Raw genomic sequence first — 16558 nt, 5'->3', positions numbered from 1 at the left:
CCATCTCGGTCACCGGGGCTCCGGCGTACATACGGGCTTCGCCTAGGCGGGCACGGAGGCCACGCCGGGGGCGAGGAACGCCTTGCCGTTCACGCGCTCCGAGACGCCCTCGCGGTCCAGGTACGGGGTGATCCCGCCCAGGTGGAAGGGCCAGCCGGCACCGGTGATCATGCAGAGGTCGATGTCCTGCGCCTCGGCGACGACACCCTCCTCCAGCATCAGGCCGATCTCCTGCGCCACGGCCTCCAGCGAGCGGGCGCGGACCTGCTCCTCGGTCAGCACGGTGTCGCCGAAGCTCAGCAGCTCCAGGACCTCGGGGTCGAGGACCTGCTTGCCGTCGACCCAGGTGTAGAAGCCGCGCTTGCCGGCCTTGACGACCTTGCCGAGGTTCTCGGAGACGGTGAACCGCTCCGGGAAGGCGCCGGCCAGGGTCTCCGACACGTGCAGGGCGATGGCCGGGCCGACCAGCTCCAGCAGCACGATCGGGGACATCGGCAGGCCGAGCGGCTCGACGGCCTTCTCGACGGCGGCGATCGGGGTGCCCTCGTCGATGATGTTCTGGATCTCGCCCATGAAGCGGGTCAGGATCCGGTTCACCACGAACGCGGGGCGGTCCTTGCACAGGACCGAGGTCTTCTTCAGCTTCTTGGACACCGCGAAGGCGGTGGCCAGCGAGGCGTCGTCGGTCGAGTCGCCGCGGACGATCTCCAGCAGCGGCAGGATCGCGACCGGGTTGAAGAAGTGGAAGCCGACGACCCGCTCGGGGTGCTGCAGCTTCGAGGCCATCTCGGTGACGGACAGCGAGGAGGTGTTGGTCGCCAGTACGCAGGTCGGCGAGACGACCTTCTCCAGGTCCGCGAAGACGGTCTGCTTGACGCCCATCTCCTCGAACACGGCCTCGATGACGAAGTCCGCGTCGCCGAAGGCGGCGGCCTTGTCCAGCGAGCCCGAGACCAGGCCCTTGAGGCGGTTGGCCTTGTCCTGCCCGACGCGGCCCTTGGCGAGCAGCTTGTCGATCTCGGCGTGGACGTAGCCGACGCCCTTGTCCACGCGCTCCTGGTCGATGTCGGTGAGGACCACCGGCACCTCCAGACGGCGGGCGAACAGCAGCGCCAGCTGCGAGGCCATCAGGCCCGCGCCGACGACGCCGACCTTGCTGACCGGACGGGCCAGCGCCTTGTCCGGGGCGCCGACGGGCCGCTTGGCCCGGCGCTGCACCAGGTTGAAGGCGTAGATGCCGCTGCGCAGCTCGCCGCTCATGATGAGGTCGGCCAGGGCCGCGTCCTCGGCGTCGAAGCCGGCCTGGAGGCTGGCCTTGTCCGCGAAGTCGGCGTCCTTGACCGCCTCGATGATGTCGAGCGCCTTGTAGGCGGCTGGCGCGGCGCCGTGCACCTTGGCGTCGGCGACCATGCGGCCCCACAGGACGGCGTCGTCCCAGGCCTTGCCGCGGTCGATCGCCTCGCGCTCGACCACGACGTCGCCCTTGAGGACCTTGGCGGCCCACAGCAGCGACTGCTCCAGGAAGTCGGCCGGCTCGAAGATCGCGTCGGCGATCCCCAGCTCGAACACGTCCTTGCCCTTGAGCTGCTTGTTCTGGTTCATCGAGTTCTCGATGATGACCTTCACGGCCCGGCCGGCGCCGATCAGGTTCGGCAGGATGGTGCAGCCGCCCCAGCCGGGGACGAGGCCGAGGAAGACCTCGGGCAGCGAGAACGCCGGGACGCCCGCCGACACCGTGCGGTAGTCGCAGTGCAGGCCGACCTCGACGCCGCCGCCCATGGCCGCGCCGTTGTAGAAGGCGAAGGTCGGGACGGGCAGCGCGCCGATCCGCTTGAAGACCTCGTGGCCGCCCTTGCCGATGGCCAGCGCGTCCGCGTGCTCCTTCAGCAGCTCGACGCCCTTGAGGTCGGCGCCGACGGCGAAGATGAACGGCTTGCCGGTGATCGCCGCACCGACGATCTTGCCCTCGGCGGCCTCGGCCTCGACCTGGTCCAGCGCCTCGTTCAGCTTGAGCAGCGAGCCCGGGCCGAAGGTGGTCGGCTTGGTGTGGTCGAAGCCGTTGTCCAGGGTGATCAGGGCCAGCTTGCCGGCCTGCAGCGGCAGGTCCAGGTGGCGCACGTGGGCGGTCGTGACGACCTCGCCCGGGAACAGCTCGGCGCCGTGCTGGAGCAGCTCAGTCGTGGTGCTCATGCTCACTTACCACCCTCGAACTCAGAAGACTTTTCCGCTCCGCTCCAATGGGGGTTCTCCCAGATGACGGTCGCACCCATGCCGAACCCGATGCACATCGTGGTGAGGCCGTAACGGACGTCCGGGCGCTGCTCGAAGCGGCGGGCCAGCTGGTTCATCAGGCGCACGCCCGAGGAGGCCAGCGGGTGCCCGAAGGCGATCGCGCCGCCGTACGGGTTGACGCGCTCGTCGTCGTCGGCGATGCCGTAGTGGTCGAGGAACGCCAGGACCTGGACGGCGAAGGCCTCGTTGACCTCGAAGGCCTGGATGTCGTCGATGGTCAGACCGGCCTTGGCCAGGGCCTTCTCGGTGGCCGGCACCGGGCCGATGCCCATGACCTCGGGCTCGACGCCCACGAAGGCGTACGAGACCAGGCGCATCCTGACCGGGAGGCCGAGCTCCTCGGCGACGTCCTCGGCGGCCAGCAGCGAGGCGGTGGCGCCGTCGTTCAGACCGGCCGAGTTGCCCGCGGTGATGTTGCCGTGCGGACGGAACGGGGTCTTCAGGCCCGCCAGGGACTCCATCGTGGTGCCCGGGCGCATCGGCTCGTCCGTAGTGGCCAGGCCCCAGCCGGTCTCGCCGACCTCGGGGTTGGTGTTGCGGATCGAGATCGGCACCAGGTCGGGCTGGATGTCGCCGTTGGCGTACGCCTTCGCCGCCTTCTCCTGGGAGCGCACGGCGTAGGCGTCGCAGCGCTCCTTGGTGATGTGCGGGAAGCGGTCGTGCAGGTTCTCGGCGGTCATGCCCATGAACAGGGCGGACTCGTCGACGAGCTTCTCGGAGACGAAGCGCGGGTTCGGGTCGACGCCCTCGCCCATCGGGTGACGGCCCATGTGCTCGACGCCGCCGGCCACGACCACGTCGTACGCGCCGAAGGCGATGCCGCCGGCGGTGGTGGTCACGGCGGTCAGGGCGCCGGCGCACATGCGGTCGATCGCGTAGCCGGGGACGGACTTCGGCAGGCCGGACAGCAGGGCGGCGGTACGGCCGATCGTCAGACCCTGGTCGCCGATCTGCGTGGTGGCCGCGATGGCGACCTCGTCGATGCGCTCGACGGGCAGGTTCGGGTTGCGGCGCACGAGCTCCCGGATGCACTTGACGACGAGGTCGTCGGCACGGGTCTCGTGGTAGATGCCCTTCGGGCCGGCCTTGCCGAACGGGGTGCGGACGCCATCGACGAAGACGACGTCCCTCGCGGTACGAGGCACGGGGGCTCTCCTCCCAGGGACCAACAGTTCGAGGTGGGCAGGCTGCCGCCGTCGAAGACCCGGGCGGCGCCGCTCCACCGTCATGCTACCGGTCGGTAACCAGCCTGCCCAGGCCCCTCGGAGGGTTCGGCCCGTGTGTCCCGCGACACGTCCCACCAGCGGGCCTGCCGCACGGGGCGCGAAAGGGGGCGCCACCCGTGCGGGCGGCGCCCCCTCCGGGGCCCTGCGGTGTCCTGCGGCGTCAGTTCTGCGCGGCGGTGGCCGCGGCCGTGTCGGCGGCGGTGGCGAAGGCGGCGGCCATCGCCGGGGCCACCAGGTCGACCTGCCACTGGCGGGCGCCGAGCCGGCGCAGCGCGGCGGCCACGTTCACGGTGCTTCCGTCCGCCGGCGGCTCCCAGGACACCCGGCGGACGTGGTCCGGGGTGATCAGGTTCTCCGGCGGCAGGTTGTGCCGCTCGGCCAGCTCGCTGACGGCCGTGCGCGCGCCGGAGAGCCGGGCGGCGGCCACCGGGTCCTTCTCGGCCCAGGCGCGCGGCGGCGGCGGGCCGTCGTGCGGGGCGGCGGAGGGCGGGAGCTGGTTCTCCGGGACCTCCCGGCCGCGCTGCACGGCGGCGAGCCACTGCTCCAGCTGGCGCCGGTGGACGCGGGGGCCGAAGCCCTGGACGGCCTGGAGCGCGGCGAGGTTGAGCGGCATGGCCAGCGCGGCGTTGACGATCGCGGCGTCCGGGAGGACCCGGCCCGGCGAGACGTCGCGCTCCTGCGCCATGCGGTCGCGGGCGACCCACAGCTCGCGCACCACGGCGAGCTGGCGGCGCCGGCGGATCTTGTGCAGCTGCGAGGTGCGCCGCCACGGGTCGGTGCGCGGGGCCGGGCGGGGCGCGGCGGCGATCGCGGCGAACTCCTCCAGGGCCCACTCGAGCTTGCCCTGGGCGTCCAGCTCCTGTTCGAGTGCGTCGCGCAGCTCGACCAGCACCTCGACGTCCAGAGCGGCGTAGCGCAGCCACGGCTCGGGCAGCGGGCGGGTGGACCAGTCCACCGCCGAGTGCTCCTTGGCCAGGCTCAGCCCGAGCACGTGCTCCGTCATCGGCCCGAGGCCGACCCGGGCGAAGCCCGCGATGCGCCCGGCGAGCTCGGTGTCGAAGAGGCGCTCCGGTCTCATCCCGACCTCGGCCAGACAGGGGAGGTCCTGGGTGGCGGCGTGCACCACCCATTCGGCGTCCGCCAGGGCCTCGCCGAGGGCGCTGAGGTCGGGGCAGGCGATCGGGTCGATCAGCGCGCTGCCCGCGCCGGCGCGGCGCAGCTGGATCAGGTACGCGCGCTGCCCGTAGCGGTAGCCGGAGGCCCGCTCGGCGTCGACGGCGACCGGCCCGGTGCCCGCCGCGAACGCGGCGACGGTGGCGGCCAGCGCCTCCTCGTCCACCACGACGGGTGGGATCCCCTCCTTCGGTTCGAGGAGCGGGACCGGGGCTGCTTCTTCTGGGATGGCTGCTACGGCGTCGGTCACCCACCAAGGGTATGACGGTTTTGAGAACCAGGAGTGTTGTCGGACTGGTCAGACCGCCTTCGAGGCCGTTCCGTGTCCCGACCCGTGTCCTGACCCGTGTCCCGATCCGTGTCCCGATCGGCGCCGCGCTCCGTGTCCGCACCGTGTCCGCTCCGGGACGACTGCGGCGGTCGAGGAGGAAACGTTCCTCCTCGACCGCCGCAGCGGGACCGGACCGGCCGGCTCAGTGGATGATGCCGGTGCGCAGCGCGACCGCGACCATCCCGGCGCGGTCGCCGGTGCCGAGCTTGCGGGCGATGCGGGCCAGGTGGCTCTTGACGGTCAGTGCCGACAGGCCCATCGCCACGCCGATCGCCTTGTTGGACTGGCCCTCGGCGACCAGGCGCAGCACCTCGACCTCACGGCCCGACAGTTCGCGGTAGGCGGGCTGCTGCGGGCCCTGCGCACCGGGGGCGCCGGGAGCGCCCTGCGCACCGGCCGCCCCGGGCATGCCCGGCATCCCGGGGCGGCGCATCCGGCCGGCCAGCCCGGCGCCGAGCGGCAGGCCCGGGCGGCCCGGCATGGCGATGTTGGTGCGGGTGCCGGTGACCACGTAGCCCTTGACGCCGCCGGCCAGCGCGCTGCGGACGGCGCCGATGTCGTCGGCGGCGGAGAGGGCCAGGCCGTTGGGCCAGCCCGCGGCGCGGGTCTCGGCGAGGATCGTCAGTCCGGAGCCGTCCGGGAGGTGGACGTCGGCGACGCAGATGTCGCGCGGGGTGGAGACCCGGGGGCGGGCCTCGGCGATCGAGGACACCTCGATCACGTCCCGGACGCCGAGCGCCCACAGGTGGCGGGTGACGGTGTTTCGGACACGGGGATCGGCGATGACCACCATGGCGGTGGGCTTGGTCGGCCGGTAGGCGACCACGTTTGCGGGGTGCTCGAGAAGGACCGACACCAGGTCTCCTGCGGGGAGTGGCGGACGGAACCCCGAAGGGGGCGGTTCGGAGTGTTCCGCGTTCGGAAAGGGTCACAGTCTGCTTCGGCAGCTACCGTGCCCGGCTTTAGCGAAAGATCACGATCTAGTGAGTAACAATACGGACAAATCGCGCATATGACTGATGCGACATGCCCTGTATTCGCACAAAATCGATCACATTCCTTGCAGAACGGTCACGAACCATCGAGGTATTGACGCAGACCGGGTCCGAAGCCACACTCCGTCAGCCCTGGGGGTGGCGCCCCGGCCCCGCGGTGCCGACCGGGCCGGGCACCACCCGTCAGTGCGACCGGGGGCGTCGACGCGCGGGCATCGGGACCACTCCGCCGAGTGACGTGACCTCCGACGGCGACTGCGCGGCCGAGGGCGCGGGCGGCAGACCGGCGCTGACGCACAGCAGGTCCGCCCAGGCCGCGAGGTGCCGCTCGAAACGGCCGTCAGCCGGGGTCCAGGACGCCCGGATCTCGATCTCCGTCGAGGAGGGGCGGTCCGCCAGACCGCCGAAGTACTGCGAGGCGCAGCGGGTCACCGTGCCCGAGGGCTCCGCGTACCCGGCGCCGTGCCCCTGGAGCGCATCCAGCAGCCAGGCCCAGCCGACCTCGGAGAGCATCGGGTCGCCCGCCATGTCCGGGTCCACCTCGGCCCGGGTCATCGTCACCACCCGGAAGTCTCCGTTCCAGGCCTCCTGCCCGGCCGGGTCGTGCAGCAGCACCAGGCGGCCGTCGGCCAGCTCGTCGCCGTCCACCTCCACCGAGGCGGTCACCGCGAACGCGTACGGGGCCAGCCGGCGCGGGGCCGGTGCGGGGGAGAGCTGCACCTCGGGCCGCAGCCGCGCCCCGTCGAGGGCCTCCACGGCCGCGCGGAACTCGCTCGGCGCCCCCTCCCGACCCGTTCCGCCACCTGCTGCGCCACCCTGCGCGGGGTGCCCTCCGACCGCTGCCATGCCCCGAAGACTAGGTGGAAAACCCCGGTCGACGCCGCAACTTCCGCGTCAGCGGCGTGCCGGAACGGCAAACGCGGCCGAATCCCGCCCCGTCCCCGGGCGATCTTGGTCCCGCGCGGCCGAGGGTGGCCCGAGGAGGAGCCCCGCCGCGCATGCGAAGATTCACCCCGTGAGCGAGACAACGGCAGACATCACGGCGGCCGCCCACGACGGCCGGCCCACCCCCGCGCGCCGCGGCGCCGCGCACGACTCCGCGTTCCTGCGCGCCTGCCGGCACGAGCCGGTGCCGCACACCCCGGTCTGGTTCATGCGCCAGGCCGGCCGCTCGCTGCCCGAGTACCACAAGGTGCGCGAGGGCACCACGATGCTGGAGTCCTGCACCCGGCCCGAGCTGGTCAAGGAGATCACCCTCCAGCCCGTGCGCCGGCACAACGTGGACGCGGCGATCTTCTTCAGCGACATCGTGGTGCCCCTCAAGGCCATCGGCGTCGACGTGGAGATCCAGCCGAAGGTCGGCCCGGTCATCGCCGACCCGATCCGCAGCTTCGCGGACCTCGAGCGGCTGCGCCCGCTGGAGCCGGACGACGTCCCCTACGTCACCGAGGCCATCGGCATGCTCGTCGAGGAGCTCGGCGGGACCCCGCTGATCGGCTTCGCCGGGGCGCCGTACACGCTCGCCAGCTACCTGGTCGAGGGCGGGCCGTCCAAGAACCACGAGAACACCAAGGCCATGATGTACGGCGAGCCCGAGCTGTGGGCCGCCCTCGTGGACCGGCTCGCGGACATCACCTCGGCCTTCCTCAAGGTGCAGATCGAGGCCGGCGCCTCGGCCGTCCAGCTCTTCGACTCCTGGGTCGGCTCGCTCGCGCCGGACGACTACCGCCGCTCGGTGATGCCCGCCAGCACCAAGGTCTTCGACTCCGTCGCCCACTACGGCGTGCCGCGCATCCACTTCGGCGTCGGCACCGGCGAACTGCTCGGCCTCATGGGCCAGGCCGGCGCGGACATCGTCGGCGTCGACTGGCGGGTGCCGCTGAACGTCGCCGCCGAGCGGGTCGGGCCCGGCAAGGGGCTGCAGGGCAACCTCGACCCGGCGGTGCTGTTCGCGCCCACCCGGGTCGTCGAGACCAAGGCCCGCGAGGTGCTGCACGCCGCCCAGGCGCTCGGCACCAGCGGGCACATCTTCAACCTCGGGCACGGCGTGCTGCCGTCCATGGACCCGGACGCGCTCACCCGGCTCGTCGAGTTCGTGCACGAGGCCAGCGCGCGCTGACGTTCTCGTCGTAGCGGTGGGCGGGCCCTTCCCGGGGCCCGCCCACCGGCGTTCTCACTCCTGCCCCTCGGCCTCCTCGTCCGTCTCGGGGGCCGCCTGGGGTTCCGTGGGCTTCGGGGCGGGGCGACGGCGACGGATCACGCGGTAGGCGACCAGCGCCGGTACGCCCAGGACCAGCAGGAACGGCGCCAGGGCGGCGAGGGCCACGGACAGGCCGCGCACGATCGTCACCAGCAGGTCCCAGCCGCCGGACAGGCCGTCGCCGACGGCGGACCAGAAGCCCTTGTCCTCGTCCTTCTTCTTCACGGGCGCCGGCTCGGGCGCCGCGTCCTCGCCGCGCAGGACCAGGGTGACCGTCGAGTAGGACGTCTTCGCGGCCAGCTCCTTCTGCTGCCGCTGCAGCGACTCGAGATCCGCCTCCCGCCTGCTCAGCTCGGCCTCCAGCGCGGTGACGTCGGCCAGCGACTTCGCCTGCCCCATCAGCGCCCGGACCCGCTCCACGCTCGCCTGCTGGGACTGCACCCGGCTCGACACGTCGGCCACCTGCTGGGTGAGGTCGTCGGCCTGGCTGGTGCGGGAGAGCACCTCGCCGAGGGTGGCCAACTGGTCCAGGGAGGACTGGAAGGCGGCGGAGGGGATCTTCAGCTGCACCTGGCCGGAGGGGACGGCGCCGGCGGGGGTCTGGATCGACTCGGAGCCGACGTAGCCGCCCGCGGCGGCGGTCAACTCCCGTGCCTTGGTGAGGGCCTGGCTCACGTCCTTGGTGCGGACGGTGAGCTGGGCGGTGTACGAGATCAGACGGGAGTCGGCCGCGGGCGGTACGGGCTTGGCGCCTGTGGCGTTGGCGCCGTTCGCGGGGGCGGGTGCCCCGGTGGCGGGCGCGGCGGGTGCTGCCGCCGCGTCACCCTTGGCAGCGGCTGCGGCGCCGCTGCTCTCGCTGCGCTCCGCGCCCGCGCCGCAGCCCCCCAGCAGCAGCACCGCCGCGGCCGCTGCGGCCGCCAGTGCGCTCGCTCTGCTTCGTCCCCTCATCGGGCCCTCCCCAAGTCCGTTGGTGTTCATGGCCATTGGACGGGGCGAGGAAGCTGTGGGACCCGCCCGGGAGGTCGCAGCTCGATCACAGGTCGGACGCGGAGCGGACACCGTCGTTGTCAGTGGGGCGTGATACCCATCAGGGGCCGGTTGGGGACGAACGAAGGAGGTGCGCGTGCACAGCGTGCGGTGCGAGATCGACACCGAGTACCGCGGCGTCGAGTGGCTGGCCGATCTCGCGTGGCGGTGGTTCACCGAGGGCGCGGAGCGGCTGGAGGGTGCCGCCTTCCAAGAACTCCTGGACAGCACCGGGCTGCCCGAGGACTCGCTGAGGAGATCCATACCCTGCGGCCCGGGCGGGGCCCTGTGGGGGTTCCTGAGCACGTCCACCGTCAACCGGGCGACCGGGCGGATCACCGGGCGCAGCAGGGTCCTGACGCGGAAGAACCTCCCGCTGCTGCGTCAGTGGCTCGCCGGGGACGTCCAGTTGGCGGAGCTGGCGATCTACCGGTTGGACGAGGAGGGCATGCCGGGCGAGCAGTGGCTGCGGATCGGCGTCGCCCGGGACGACAGCAGCACGGACTGGATCAGGCTCTCGGTCGAGGCGCCGGATGGCCGCTTCGGGTCGTCCCAACAGGCCGTCTGGGCGGGCCTGTTGGGGGACTTCGCGCGCGAGGTCGACCCGTCGTACGCGCAGATCGGCTACGCGCTGTCGATCGGGCGCACCGAGCACGAGGAGCGGGTCGGGCCGCCGCTGCCCTCGATGACGCTGCCGGAGTCGCGGAGGCTGCTGCGCGGGTACGAGTGGCTGATGGTCGTCCCGAGGGAGATCGTCCAGGCGCTCGGCGGCGCCGGGGCGATCGCCGACGCGGGCTTCCACCGGGTGGAGGAACTGCCGCAGGGCGCGGTGCTGCTCCAGGTGACGCCCGGGTTCGAGGACTTCGCCGGGCCGGAGATCGAGCGGACGTGGCGGCTGCTGAGGCCCGCGCTGCGGCCGGGGACGCCGAAGCGGTTCAGCTCGGACGCCGAGGAATGGAGTCCGCCGAGCCGGATCTGGTACGCCGACGCCGTCTGACCAGCTACAGCTCCTCGGGGGAGCGGACGACCTCGATCCCGGCCCGGCGCAGGAGCGCGGCCGTCACGCCGTCCCCGGGGCGCAGCGCGCCGCCGAACGTCCCGTCGTACACCTGGCCGCACCCGCAGGACGGGCTGCGTGCCATCAGCACCGCCCGCCGTGCACCCGACTGCTCGGCCGCCGCGAGCGCGGCCCGCGCCCCGGCCACGAACTCCTCGGTGCAGTCCGCCCCGGTCGCGTCCACCACCCGCGCCCGCCCGTCCAGCACATCGGCCCCGTCCCCGCCCACGATCTCCGCAGCGGGCCGGGGCGTCGGCATCCCACCCGCCCCCTCGGGGCAGACCACGACGCCCCGCCCCTCCGCCACCAGACGTACGGCGGCGGGATCGGTCTTCGCCCGCCCGTCGTAGCGGCAGGGGACTCCGGCCATGCAGGCGCTCACGAGGATGGGTTCCATGGAATCCAGCGTACGGAGTAGGCCGGCGGCATTACGTTGGCCCCGTGGACGAACTGCCGGAGTGGATGTATCCGCCACGGGACGAGGGCTGGTTCGCCGAGGACCTCGACCACCTGCCCGAAGCGCCCAAGCACACCGAACTGATCGACGGCGTGCTGGTCTTCCGAGGCTGGCCGCAGACCTCCTGGCACAGCCGCGTCGGCTCGCGGCTGACCTGTGCGCTGGACGAACGCGTGCCGGACGGGCTCTCGGCGGTCTCGGGCATGACGATCACCCTCGACCGACGCAACCGGGTCGAGGCGGACACGCTGGTCACCCGCGCTGCCTACGACGGCGATCGCACCTGGTTCGCCCCGGAGGAGGTGCCGTTGGTCGTCGAGGTCGTCCTGCCCGAGACCGCGCACCGCGACCACGGGGTCAAGCTCCGAAAGTACGCGGAGGCGGGCATCCCGCACTACTGGGTGGTCGAGAACGAGGGTCGGCAGCCGGTGGTGCACGTGTACGAGTTGGGGCCGGGTGCCGCGTACGTGCCCGCGGGGATCTTCCGGGGTGTGCTGGAACGCCGGGTGCCGTTCCCGATCGCGATCGATCTCACCATGCTGGTGGATTGAGGTCCTCACCGAGCTGGTTGCGCCAGACCCGGAACTCGGTCGGGTCGCAGGCGCCTTCGGTGTAGTACGGGAAGTCGAGGGACACCGTGACGATCTCGTCGTCGCCGGTGCCGTCCGTGGTGAGGGCGATGCAGTCGAAGAGGGCAGGGAAGGGGAAGGGCGAGTCCGAACCGATCCAGGTACCCGGCCCGAGGGCCTCGTCCGTGTCGAAGTTCGGGGTCTTGGCGACGATCGGTCGGCGGATACCGTCGGCGTCGGTGAAACGGACCTCGACGAGCCCTGGCTGCGGGTCGTCGCCGACCCATCGGACAGCCTCGCCCCGTATGAACGTCATGGCGCGGACGGTACCGGGGCGGGGTGGTGGGGGCATCCGGTTTACGGGGCGTGCAGGGGATTGAGGGGTTCGTGTAAAGACCTGGGAGACTGCGGAGCATGTCGCAAGCACGGGTCGTCGTCGTCGGTGGTGGGATCGCGGGGTTGGCTGCGGCCGCGTTTTTGAGCGGTGGGGCCGGGGGGCCTTCGCGGGCTCGGGTGACGGTGGTGGAGGGGGCTGCGCGGGTCGGGGGGAAGGTGTGGGGCGGGGAGGTCGGCGGGGTCCGGGTGGACCTCGGGGCCGAGTCGGTGCTGGCGCGGCGGCCGGAGGCCGTGGAGCTGGCGCGGGCCGTCGGGCTGGGGGAGGAGCTGGAGCCGCCGAGCACAGCGAAGGCCGCGATCTGGACCAGGGGCGCGCTGCGGCCGCTGCCGGGCGGGCAGGTGATGGGCGTCCCCGGTGATCTGGAGGCGCTGGCCGCCTCCGGGGTGCTGACCGAGGCCGGTCTGGAGCGGGCCCGGCACGAGCGGCCCGCCGAGGTCGGCGAGGACGTGGCGATCGGCCGGTACGTGGCCGAGCGGCTGGGCCGGGAGGTGGTGGACCGGCTGGTGGAGCCGCTGCTCGGCGGGGTGTACGCCGGTCGCGCCGAGGAGATCTCGCTGCGCGCCGCCGTCCCGCAGCTGCTGCCGATCGCGCGCGGCGGGGGTTCCCTGGTCGAGGGGGTGCACGCGCTGGCCTCCCGGCCGCAGACCGTCGGCACCCCCGTGTTCGCGGGCCTGCGGGGGGGCCTGGGCACCCTGCCGGAGGCCGTCGCCGCGGCCTGTACGAAGGCGGGCGTGGAGATCCGCACCGACACCCCGGTGCGGGAGCTGCGCCGCACCCCCGAAGGCTGGCGCGTCGTGCTGGACGGCGAGGTGCTGCACGCGGACGCCGTGGTGCTGGCCGTCCCCGCGCCGGCCGCCGCCGCGCTGCTGCGCGCCGACGCCCCGGGTGCGGCCGCCGAGCTGGACACCGTCGAGTACGCGGGCATGGCGCTGGTCACCCTGGCCTTCCGCCGCTCGGATCTGACCGAAGTCCCCGGTGGCAGCGGCTTTCTGGTGCCGCCGGTGGACGGGCGCCGGATCAAGGCGTCGACGTTCTCCTCCAACAAGTGGGGCTGGCTGGAGCGTTCGGCCCCGGACGCGTTCCTGCTGCGCACCTCGCTGGGCCGCCACCGCGAGGAGGAGGCGCTGCAACTGCCGGACGAGGAGCTGGTCGCCCGCTCGCTGGCGGACCTGGAGGAGGCGATCGGCCTGACCGCCCGGCCGTACGACACCTTCGTCTCGCGTTTCGCCGCCGGGCTGCCGCAGTACCCGGTCGGCCACCTGGAGAAGGTGGCCCGCGTCCGGGCGGCGGCGGGCCGGGTGGGGGCCCTGGCGCTGTGCGGCGCCGCGTACGACGGGGTGGGCATCCCGGCGTGCATCGCTTCGGCCGCCGCAGCCGCGGAGGCCGTCGGCCAGCTGTTGACCCCGGAGGCGGGGGACGGTTCCACGGAGAGGACAATGGGCGCATGACTGAGAGCGTTGAGCGGCAGCCGGAGCAGCAGCCGGAAAAGAAGAAGGCGCGCGACCTGAACCAGGTCATCCGCTACACGATGTGGTCGGTGTTCAAGCTCAAGGGCGCGCTGCCCGAGGACCGCAGCGCCCTGGCCGCCGAGGTGGACGAGCTGTTCGCGCAGCTCGCGGCCAAGGACGTGACGGTGCGCGGCACGTACGACGTGTCGGGCCTGCGCGCGGACGCCGACATCCTGGTCTGGTGGCACGCGGAGGACTCGGACGACCTCCAGGACGCGTACAACCGCTTCCGCCGTACGGGCCTGGGCCGCGTGCTGGAGCCGGTCTGGTCGAACATGGCGCTGCACCGCCCGGCCGAGTTCAACAAGTCGCACATCCCGGCGTTCCTCGCCGACGAGCGCCCGCGCGACTACGTCTGCGTGTACCCGTTCGTCCGCTCCTACGAGTGGTACCTGCTGCCGGACGCCGAGCGGCGCGCGATGCTCGCCGAGCACGGCCAGATGGCGCGTGGCTACCCGGACGTGCGGGCCAACACGGTGGCCTCGTTCGCGCTGGGCGACTACGAGTGGCTGCTCGCCTTCGAGGCGGACGAGCTGCACCGGATCGTCGACCTGATGCGCGACCTGCGTCCGTCCCGGGCGCGGCTGCACGTGCGCGAGGAGGTGCCGTTCTTCACCGGTCGGCGCCGCCCGGTGAGCGAGCTGCTGAACGGTCTCGTCTGAGCCGTCGACACGCCTGAGGCCGGCCCCCGTTCAAGGGGGGCCGGCCTCAGGCGTGTCGGGGGAGCGGGCCGGCGAACTCGCGCAGCACGCGGGCGTAGTGGCTGCCGAGGTCGACCCGGGTGACGTCCTCGTAGCGGATCTTGGTCGGCGCCCGGTGCCAGCAGGCCTCCGGGTCGACCTCGTGCAGCCGCAGCGAGGCGGGGCGCAGCGCGGCGACGGCGCCGAGGCGGAAGGCGTCCGGGGCCTGCCGCTCGGCGTGCACGGCGAGCAGGCCGTACTCGGCGCCGGCGGCGTCGAGCAGCGCGGGCACGTCGTCCAGCGGCAGGTCGGCGCCGGGCGGGCGGACGGGCCACAGGCCCCGGCGGCGCAGATGGCGGACGGTCAGGGTCTCGGGGCCGCCCTGGTCGCGGACCTTGCGCAGGTCGGCGGTGCGTACGGCCGTCCAGCCGTCGAGGCGGTGGTCGGTGCAGGCGGCGAGCAGCGTCCAGACCGGGCCGCTGCCGAGGACGAAGCCGTCCAGCCGGTCCGCCCGGGGGATGGCGCGGTGCAGCCGTACGAGTCGGCCCTCGGTCAGGGCGCGGTCCAGTGCGGCGCGGTGCTTGTCGTCCATGCGGGGGAGTCTGCCCTGTTCAGGGGCCTTTTCGCAGCCGGTTTCGCAGCCGGCTTCGCGGGCGGCGGACTACAGGCGGACTACAGGCGGTGCGGCCGCAGGGCGGCGCGCAGTCGGGCGTCGGGCAGGACGGCGGGGCCGTTCATGGCGACGGCGGTGAGCAGGTCGCGCTCCTCGTCGTCGGTGAGGCCGTGCTGGCGGGCCGGGCGCAGCTCGCGCAGCACCTCCTGGCCGACGGGGGAGGCCCAGCGGGTGTACGGGTACACGTCGACCCGGGCCATCAGCAGGGTGCCGGAGGTGAGGATCAGCGGCAGCGAGAACCAGGCGAGCGGGGCGATCAGCTCGCCGCCGGTGAAGCCGCACAGCGCCATGGCGGCGGCCAGCAGCAGCAGCGTCAGCAGCAGCGCGTGCCGCACCTGGCGGACGACCACGACGGTGTTGCGCTGGACGAGCGCCGGCGTGGCCAGGCCCGCCAGCGACAGCCGGGCGCCGATCTCCCGCACGGTGGGGTGCTCGCCCATCGCGCGGCGCAGCTCGTCCGTACGGCACTGGCCCTCGGGGCCGACGGCGGCGACGACGGCGCGCTCCAGGCGGCTGCGGCCCCTGGGGTCGACGACGGTCGTCCAGCCGGTGTGCGCCAGGTGCAGCCGGCCGCGCCCGGCCATCAGGACGAGGGCGAGTTCGACGACCCGGTCGGGGCCGCCGGCCAGGTACGCGGTCTCGTACAGCCCGATCCCGACGGCTTCGGGTGGGCGCAGCGCGTCCTGGTCGGCGAGGGCGTCGGCGGTGGCGGTCATCCGCACCAGCCTCAGGCAGGAGAGCACCGCCGCGACACAGGCCGGGATCAGGAACAGCAACCACATGGCCTTGTTCTATGCCCGGGCGGACGGCCCGGGGAACGGCTTCCCGGGCCGCGATACCGAACTGTGACCGTCGGCGGTGCTGTTTGTCGTGCCGCCGTCAGGAGCCACAGCCGCCGCCGCAGCTGGAGCCGCAGCTCGACGAGGACGACCCGCAGCTGGACGAGGAGGAGCCGCAGCTGGAGGACGAGGACCCGCAGCTGGACGAGGAGGAACCGCAGCTGGAGGACGAGGAGCCGCAGCTGGACGAGGAGGAGCCGCCGTCGGAGGAGCCGCCGCACCAGGTGCTGGAGGCGTTGCAGCCGCTGCTGGAGCTGCACGAGGAGCCGGAGTTCCCGGAGTTCGCCGAGTTCGCCGAGTTCGAGGAGGAGAACCCGGCCGCCTTCGCCGCGGCCTGCTGCTGCGCCGCCGCGTCGAGCATCGACTGCTGCAGCCCCTCGTCACCCAGCTCGGTCCCGGCCGCGACGATCCCGCCGAGGGCGATCGCGCCGAGCAGCGCGCCGCCGGCGGCCGCCGGGTAGAGGCCCTGGCTCGGGGTCCAGGCGCGGCCCGGGTCCATCAGCGCGATCTGGCGGCGCCCGGCAGGGGTGATGCGGGCCCGGTCGGTCCGGCTGGTGAGCAGGAAGCCGAGGCCGACGAACAGCAGCACGGCCGGGGTCTCGATGCCGGGGCGGTCGTAGCCGGGCCGGTGGTCGTCGACGAGGAAGGAGAGGACGGCGCAGGCGACGACGGCCGCCATCGCGGCCCAGAGCCACCGGCGCGCCCGGCCCAGGGCGGCGATCAGGTCGGGGCGGCGCATCAGGCCGCGGGCGGCGAGCTCGTCGCCGAGCGCCTGGACGGCGGCGGAGCGCATCACGTCGGCGCGCAGCCCGGCGAGGGAGCGGCTGCGGCTCGGCCCGGCCGCGTCCATGAGGGCCTGCTCGACGGCGTCGTACGGGCGGTCGCGGGTGAGGGTGACGGTGCCGTCGCGGCTGACGACGAGGCGCTCGGCCTGGTGCATCCGGACGAGCACGGTGTCGAAGACCCGGCCGGGGCCGCCGGCCAGGAAGGCGGCGCTGAGCAGCGGCAGGCCGCGCCCGGGCAGGCCGAGCGGGTTGTCGACCCGCAGGGCCCGGCGGCGGGCGAGGAGGACGTGGACGCCGGCGGCGAGCAGCATGGCGGCCGGGATCAGGTAGTAGGTGTCGTGCCACATGGG

The 16558-nt window shown here is 73.3% G+C and carries 16 protein-coding genes; 5 read left to right on the top strand and 11 right to left on the bottom strand.

Going from position 1 to position 16558, the window contains the following annotated elements:
- Positions 1 to 42: 42 nt before the first annotated feature.
- The 5 genes from ACIRRS_RS26930 to ACIRRS_RS26910 form a co-directional block, all read right to left on the bottom strand.
- Positions 43 to 2190 carry a 3-hydroxyacyl-CoA dehydrogenase NAD-binding domain-containing protein gene (locus ACIRRS_RS26930; protein WP_402975744.1) on the bottom strand — a complete coding sequence of 716 codons (2148 nt, stop codon included), beginning with the start codon at positions 2188 to 2190 and terminating at the stop codon, positions 43 to 45.
- A gap of 2 nt (positions 2191 to 2192) precedes the next feature.
- The gene (locus ACIRRS_RS26925; protein ID WP_402975742.1) at positions 2193 to 3437 is read right to left on the bottom strand and encodes a thiolase family protein; all 1245 of its coding nucleotides are present in this window, start codon (positions 3435 to 3437) and stop codon (positions 2193 to 2195) included.
- 241 nt (positions 3438 to 3678) lie between these two features.
- Positions 3679 to 4941, bottom strand: coding sequence for a ribonuclease D (locus tag ACIRRS_RS26920; RefSeq protein WP_402975740.1), 1263 nt, complete (start codon positions 4939 to 4941; stop codon positions 3679 to 3681).
- Between the two features lie 223 nt (positions 4942 to 5164).
- Positions 5165 to 5878, bottom strand: coding sequence for a LuxR C-terminal-related transcriptional regulator (locus ACIRRS_RS26915; RefSeq protein ID WP_402975738.1), 714 nt, complete (start codon positions 5876 to 5878; stop codon positions 5165 to 5167).
- A 322-nt stretch (positions 5879 to 6200) separates the two neighbouring features.
- Positions 6201 to 6863, bottom strand: a complete 663-nt coding sequence (locus ACIRRS_RS26910) for a DUF3000 domain-containing protein (protein WP_402975736.1) — start codon at positions 6861 to 6863, stop codon at positions 6201 to 6203.
- Positions 6864 to 7053: 190 nt separating this feature from the next.
- On the opposite strand from ACIRRS_RS26910, the gene hemE reads away from it, so the two are divergent.
- Entirely contained in the window at positions 7054 to 8136 is a 1083-nt protein-coding gene (gene hemE, locus ACIRRS_RS26905) for a uroporphyrinogen decarboxylase (RefSeq protein ID WP_402975798.1), read from the top strand.
- 54 nt (positions 8137 to 8190) lie between these two features.
- Here the strand turns inward: hemE and ACIRRS_RS26900 are convergent, their stop codons facing one another.
- Entirely contained in the window at positions 8191 to 9165 is a 975-nt protein-coding gene (locus ACIRRS_RS26900) for a DUF4349 domain-containing protein (protein ID WP_402975734.1), read from the bottom strand.
- 175 nt (positions 9166 to 9340) lie between these two features.
- Here ACIRRS_RS26900 and ACIRRS_RS26895 point away from each other — a divergent pair, with 175 nt between their 5' ends.
- Complete coding sequence (locus ACIRRS_RS26895) at positions 9341 to 10240, top strand: hypothetical protein (protein ID WP_402975732.1); 900 nt, start codon at positions 9341 to 9343, stop codon at positions 10238 to 10240.
- A 4-nt stretch (positions 10241 to 10244) separates the two neighbouring features.
- On the opposite strand, the gene ACIRRS_RS26890 is transcribed toward ACIRRS_RS26895, so the two are convergent.
- Positions 10245 to 10697, bottom strand: coding sequence for a DUF523 domain-containing protein (locus tag ACIRRS_RS26890; RefSeq protein WP_402975730.1), 453 nt, complete (start codon positions 10695 to 10697; stop codon positions 10245 to 10247).
- 44 nt (positions 10698 to 10741) lie between these two features.
- Here ACIRRS_RS26890 and ACIRRS_RS26885 point away from each other — a divergent pair, with 44 nt between their 5' ends.
- Positions 10742 to 11308: a Uma2 family endonuclease gene (locus tag ACIRRS_RS26885; protein ID WP_402975728.1), complete on the top strand. Its 567-nt coding sequence runs from the start codon at positions 10742 to 10744 to the stop codon at positions 11306 to 11308.
- Here ACIRRS_RS26885 and ACIRRS_RS26880 read toward each other — a convergent pair.
- Positions 11289 to 11642 (bottom strand): hypothetical protein, encoded by a 354-nt coding sequence (locus ACIRRS_RS26880; protein WP_402975726.1) that lies wholly within the window; start codon positions 11640 to 11642, stop codon positions 11289 to 11291. The genes ACIRRS_RS26885 and ACIRRS_RS26880 overlap by 20 nt on opposite strands.
- 98 nt (positions 11643 to 11740) lie before the next feature.
- On the opposite strand from ACIRRS_RS26880, the gene hemG reads away from it, so the two are divergent.
- Positions 11741 to 13171, top strand: a complete 1431-nt coding sequence (gene hemG, locus ACIRRS_RS26875; protein WP_402975724.1) for a protoporphyrinogen oxidase — start codon at positions 11741 to 11743, stop codon at positions 13169 to 13171.
- Positions 13168 to 13893 carry a hydrogen peroxide-dependent heme synthase gene (gene hemQ / locus ACIRRS_RS26870; RefSeq protein ID WP_402975722.1) on the top strand — a complete coding sequence of 242 codons (726 nt, stop codon included), beginning with the start codon at positions 13168 to 13170 and terminating at the stop codon, positions 13891 to 13893. Before hemG ends, hemQ begins: the two co-directional genes overlap by 4 nt.
- Positions 13894 to 13939: 46 nt before the next feature.
- On the opposite strand, the gene ACIRRS_RS26865 is transcribed toward hemQ, so the two are convergent.
- The 3 genes from ACIRRS_RS26865 to ACIRRS_RS26855 all read right to left on the bottom strand — a co-directional run bounded on the left by ACIRRS_RS26865 (position 13940) and on the right by ACIRRS_RS26855 (position 16555).
- On the bottom strand, positions 13940 to 14503 hold the full coding sequence (locus tag ACIRRS_RS26865; RefSeq protein ID WP_402975720.1) for a hypothetical protein: 564 nt from the start codon (positions 14501 to 14503) through the stop codon (positions 13940 to 13942).
- Between the two features lie 80 nt (positions 14504 to 14583).
- Positions 14584 to 15366, bottom strand: coding sequence for a TIGR04222 domain-containing membrane protein (locus ACIRRS_RS26860; RefSeq protein WP_402975718.1), 783 nt, complete (start codon positions 15364 to 15366; stop codon positions 14584 to 14586).
- 97 nt (positions 15367 to 15463) lie between these two features.
- The gene (locus tag ACIRRS_RS26855) at positions 15464 to 16555 is read right to left on the bottom strand and encodes a TIGR04222 domain-containing membrane protein (RefSeq protein ID WP_402975716.1); all 1092 of its coding nucleotides are present in this window, start codon (positions 16553 to 16555) and stop codon (positions 15464 to 15466) included.
- Positions 16556 to 16558 lie beyond the last annotated feature (3 nt).

It is taken from the genome of Kitasatospora sp. NPDC101183, from assembly GCF_044767945.1.
Classification (GTDB): domain Bacteria; phylum Actinomycetota; class Actinomycetes; order Streptomycetales; family Streptomycetaceae; genus Kitasatospora.
The sequence above is the reverse complement of the archived record's forward strand: the minus strand, read 5'-3'. Positions and strand labels throughout refer to the sequence as shown.

Bases quoted from the DNA above. Each gene is read 5' to 3' on its own strand.
- ACIRRS_RS26865 (WP_402975720.1), bottom strand. From the start codon at position 14,503: ATGGACGACAAGCACCGCGCCGCACTGGACCGCGCCCTGACCGAGGGC.
- ACIRRS_RS26930 (WP_402975744.1), bottom strand. From the start codon at position 2,190: ATGAGCACCACGACTGAGCTGCTCCAGCACGGCGCCGAGCTGTTCCCG.
- ACIRRS_RS26880 (WP_402975726.1), bottom strand. From the start codon at position 11,642: ATGACGTTCATACGGGGCGAGGCTGTCCGATGGGTCGGCGACGACCCG.
- ACIRRS_RS26855 (WP_402975716.1), bottom strand. From the start codon at position 16,555: ATGTGGCACGACACCTACTACCTGATCCCGGCCGCCATGCTGCTCGCC.
- hemG (WP_402975724.1), top strand. From the start codon at position 11,741: ATGTCGCAAGCACGGGTCGTCGTCGTCGGTGGTGGGATCGCGGGGTTG.
- ACIRRS_RS26860 (WP_402975718.1), bottom strand. From the start codon at position 15,366: ATGTGGTTGCTGTTCCTGATCCCGGCCTGTGTCGCGGCGGTGCTCTCC.
- hemQ (WP_402975722.1), top strand. From the start codon at position 13,168: ATGACTGAGAGCGTTGAGCGGCAGCCGGAGCAGCAGCCGGAAAAGAAG.
- ACIRRS_RS26890 (WP_402975730.1), bottom strand. From the start codon at position 10,697: ATGGAACCCATCCTCGTGAGCGCCTGCATGGCCGGAGTCCCCTGCCGC.
- ACIRRS_RS26910 (WP_402975736.1), bottom strand. From the start codon at position 6,863: ATGGCAGCGGTCGGAGGGCACCCCGCGCAGGGTGGCGCAGCAGGTGGC.
- ACIRRS_RS26900 (WP_402975734.1), bottom strand. From the start codon at position 9,165: ATGAGGGGACGAAGCAGAGCGAGCGCACTGGCGGCCGCAGCGGCCGCG.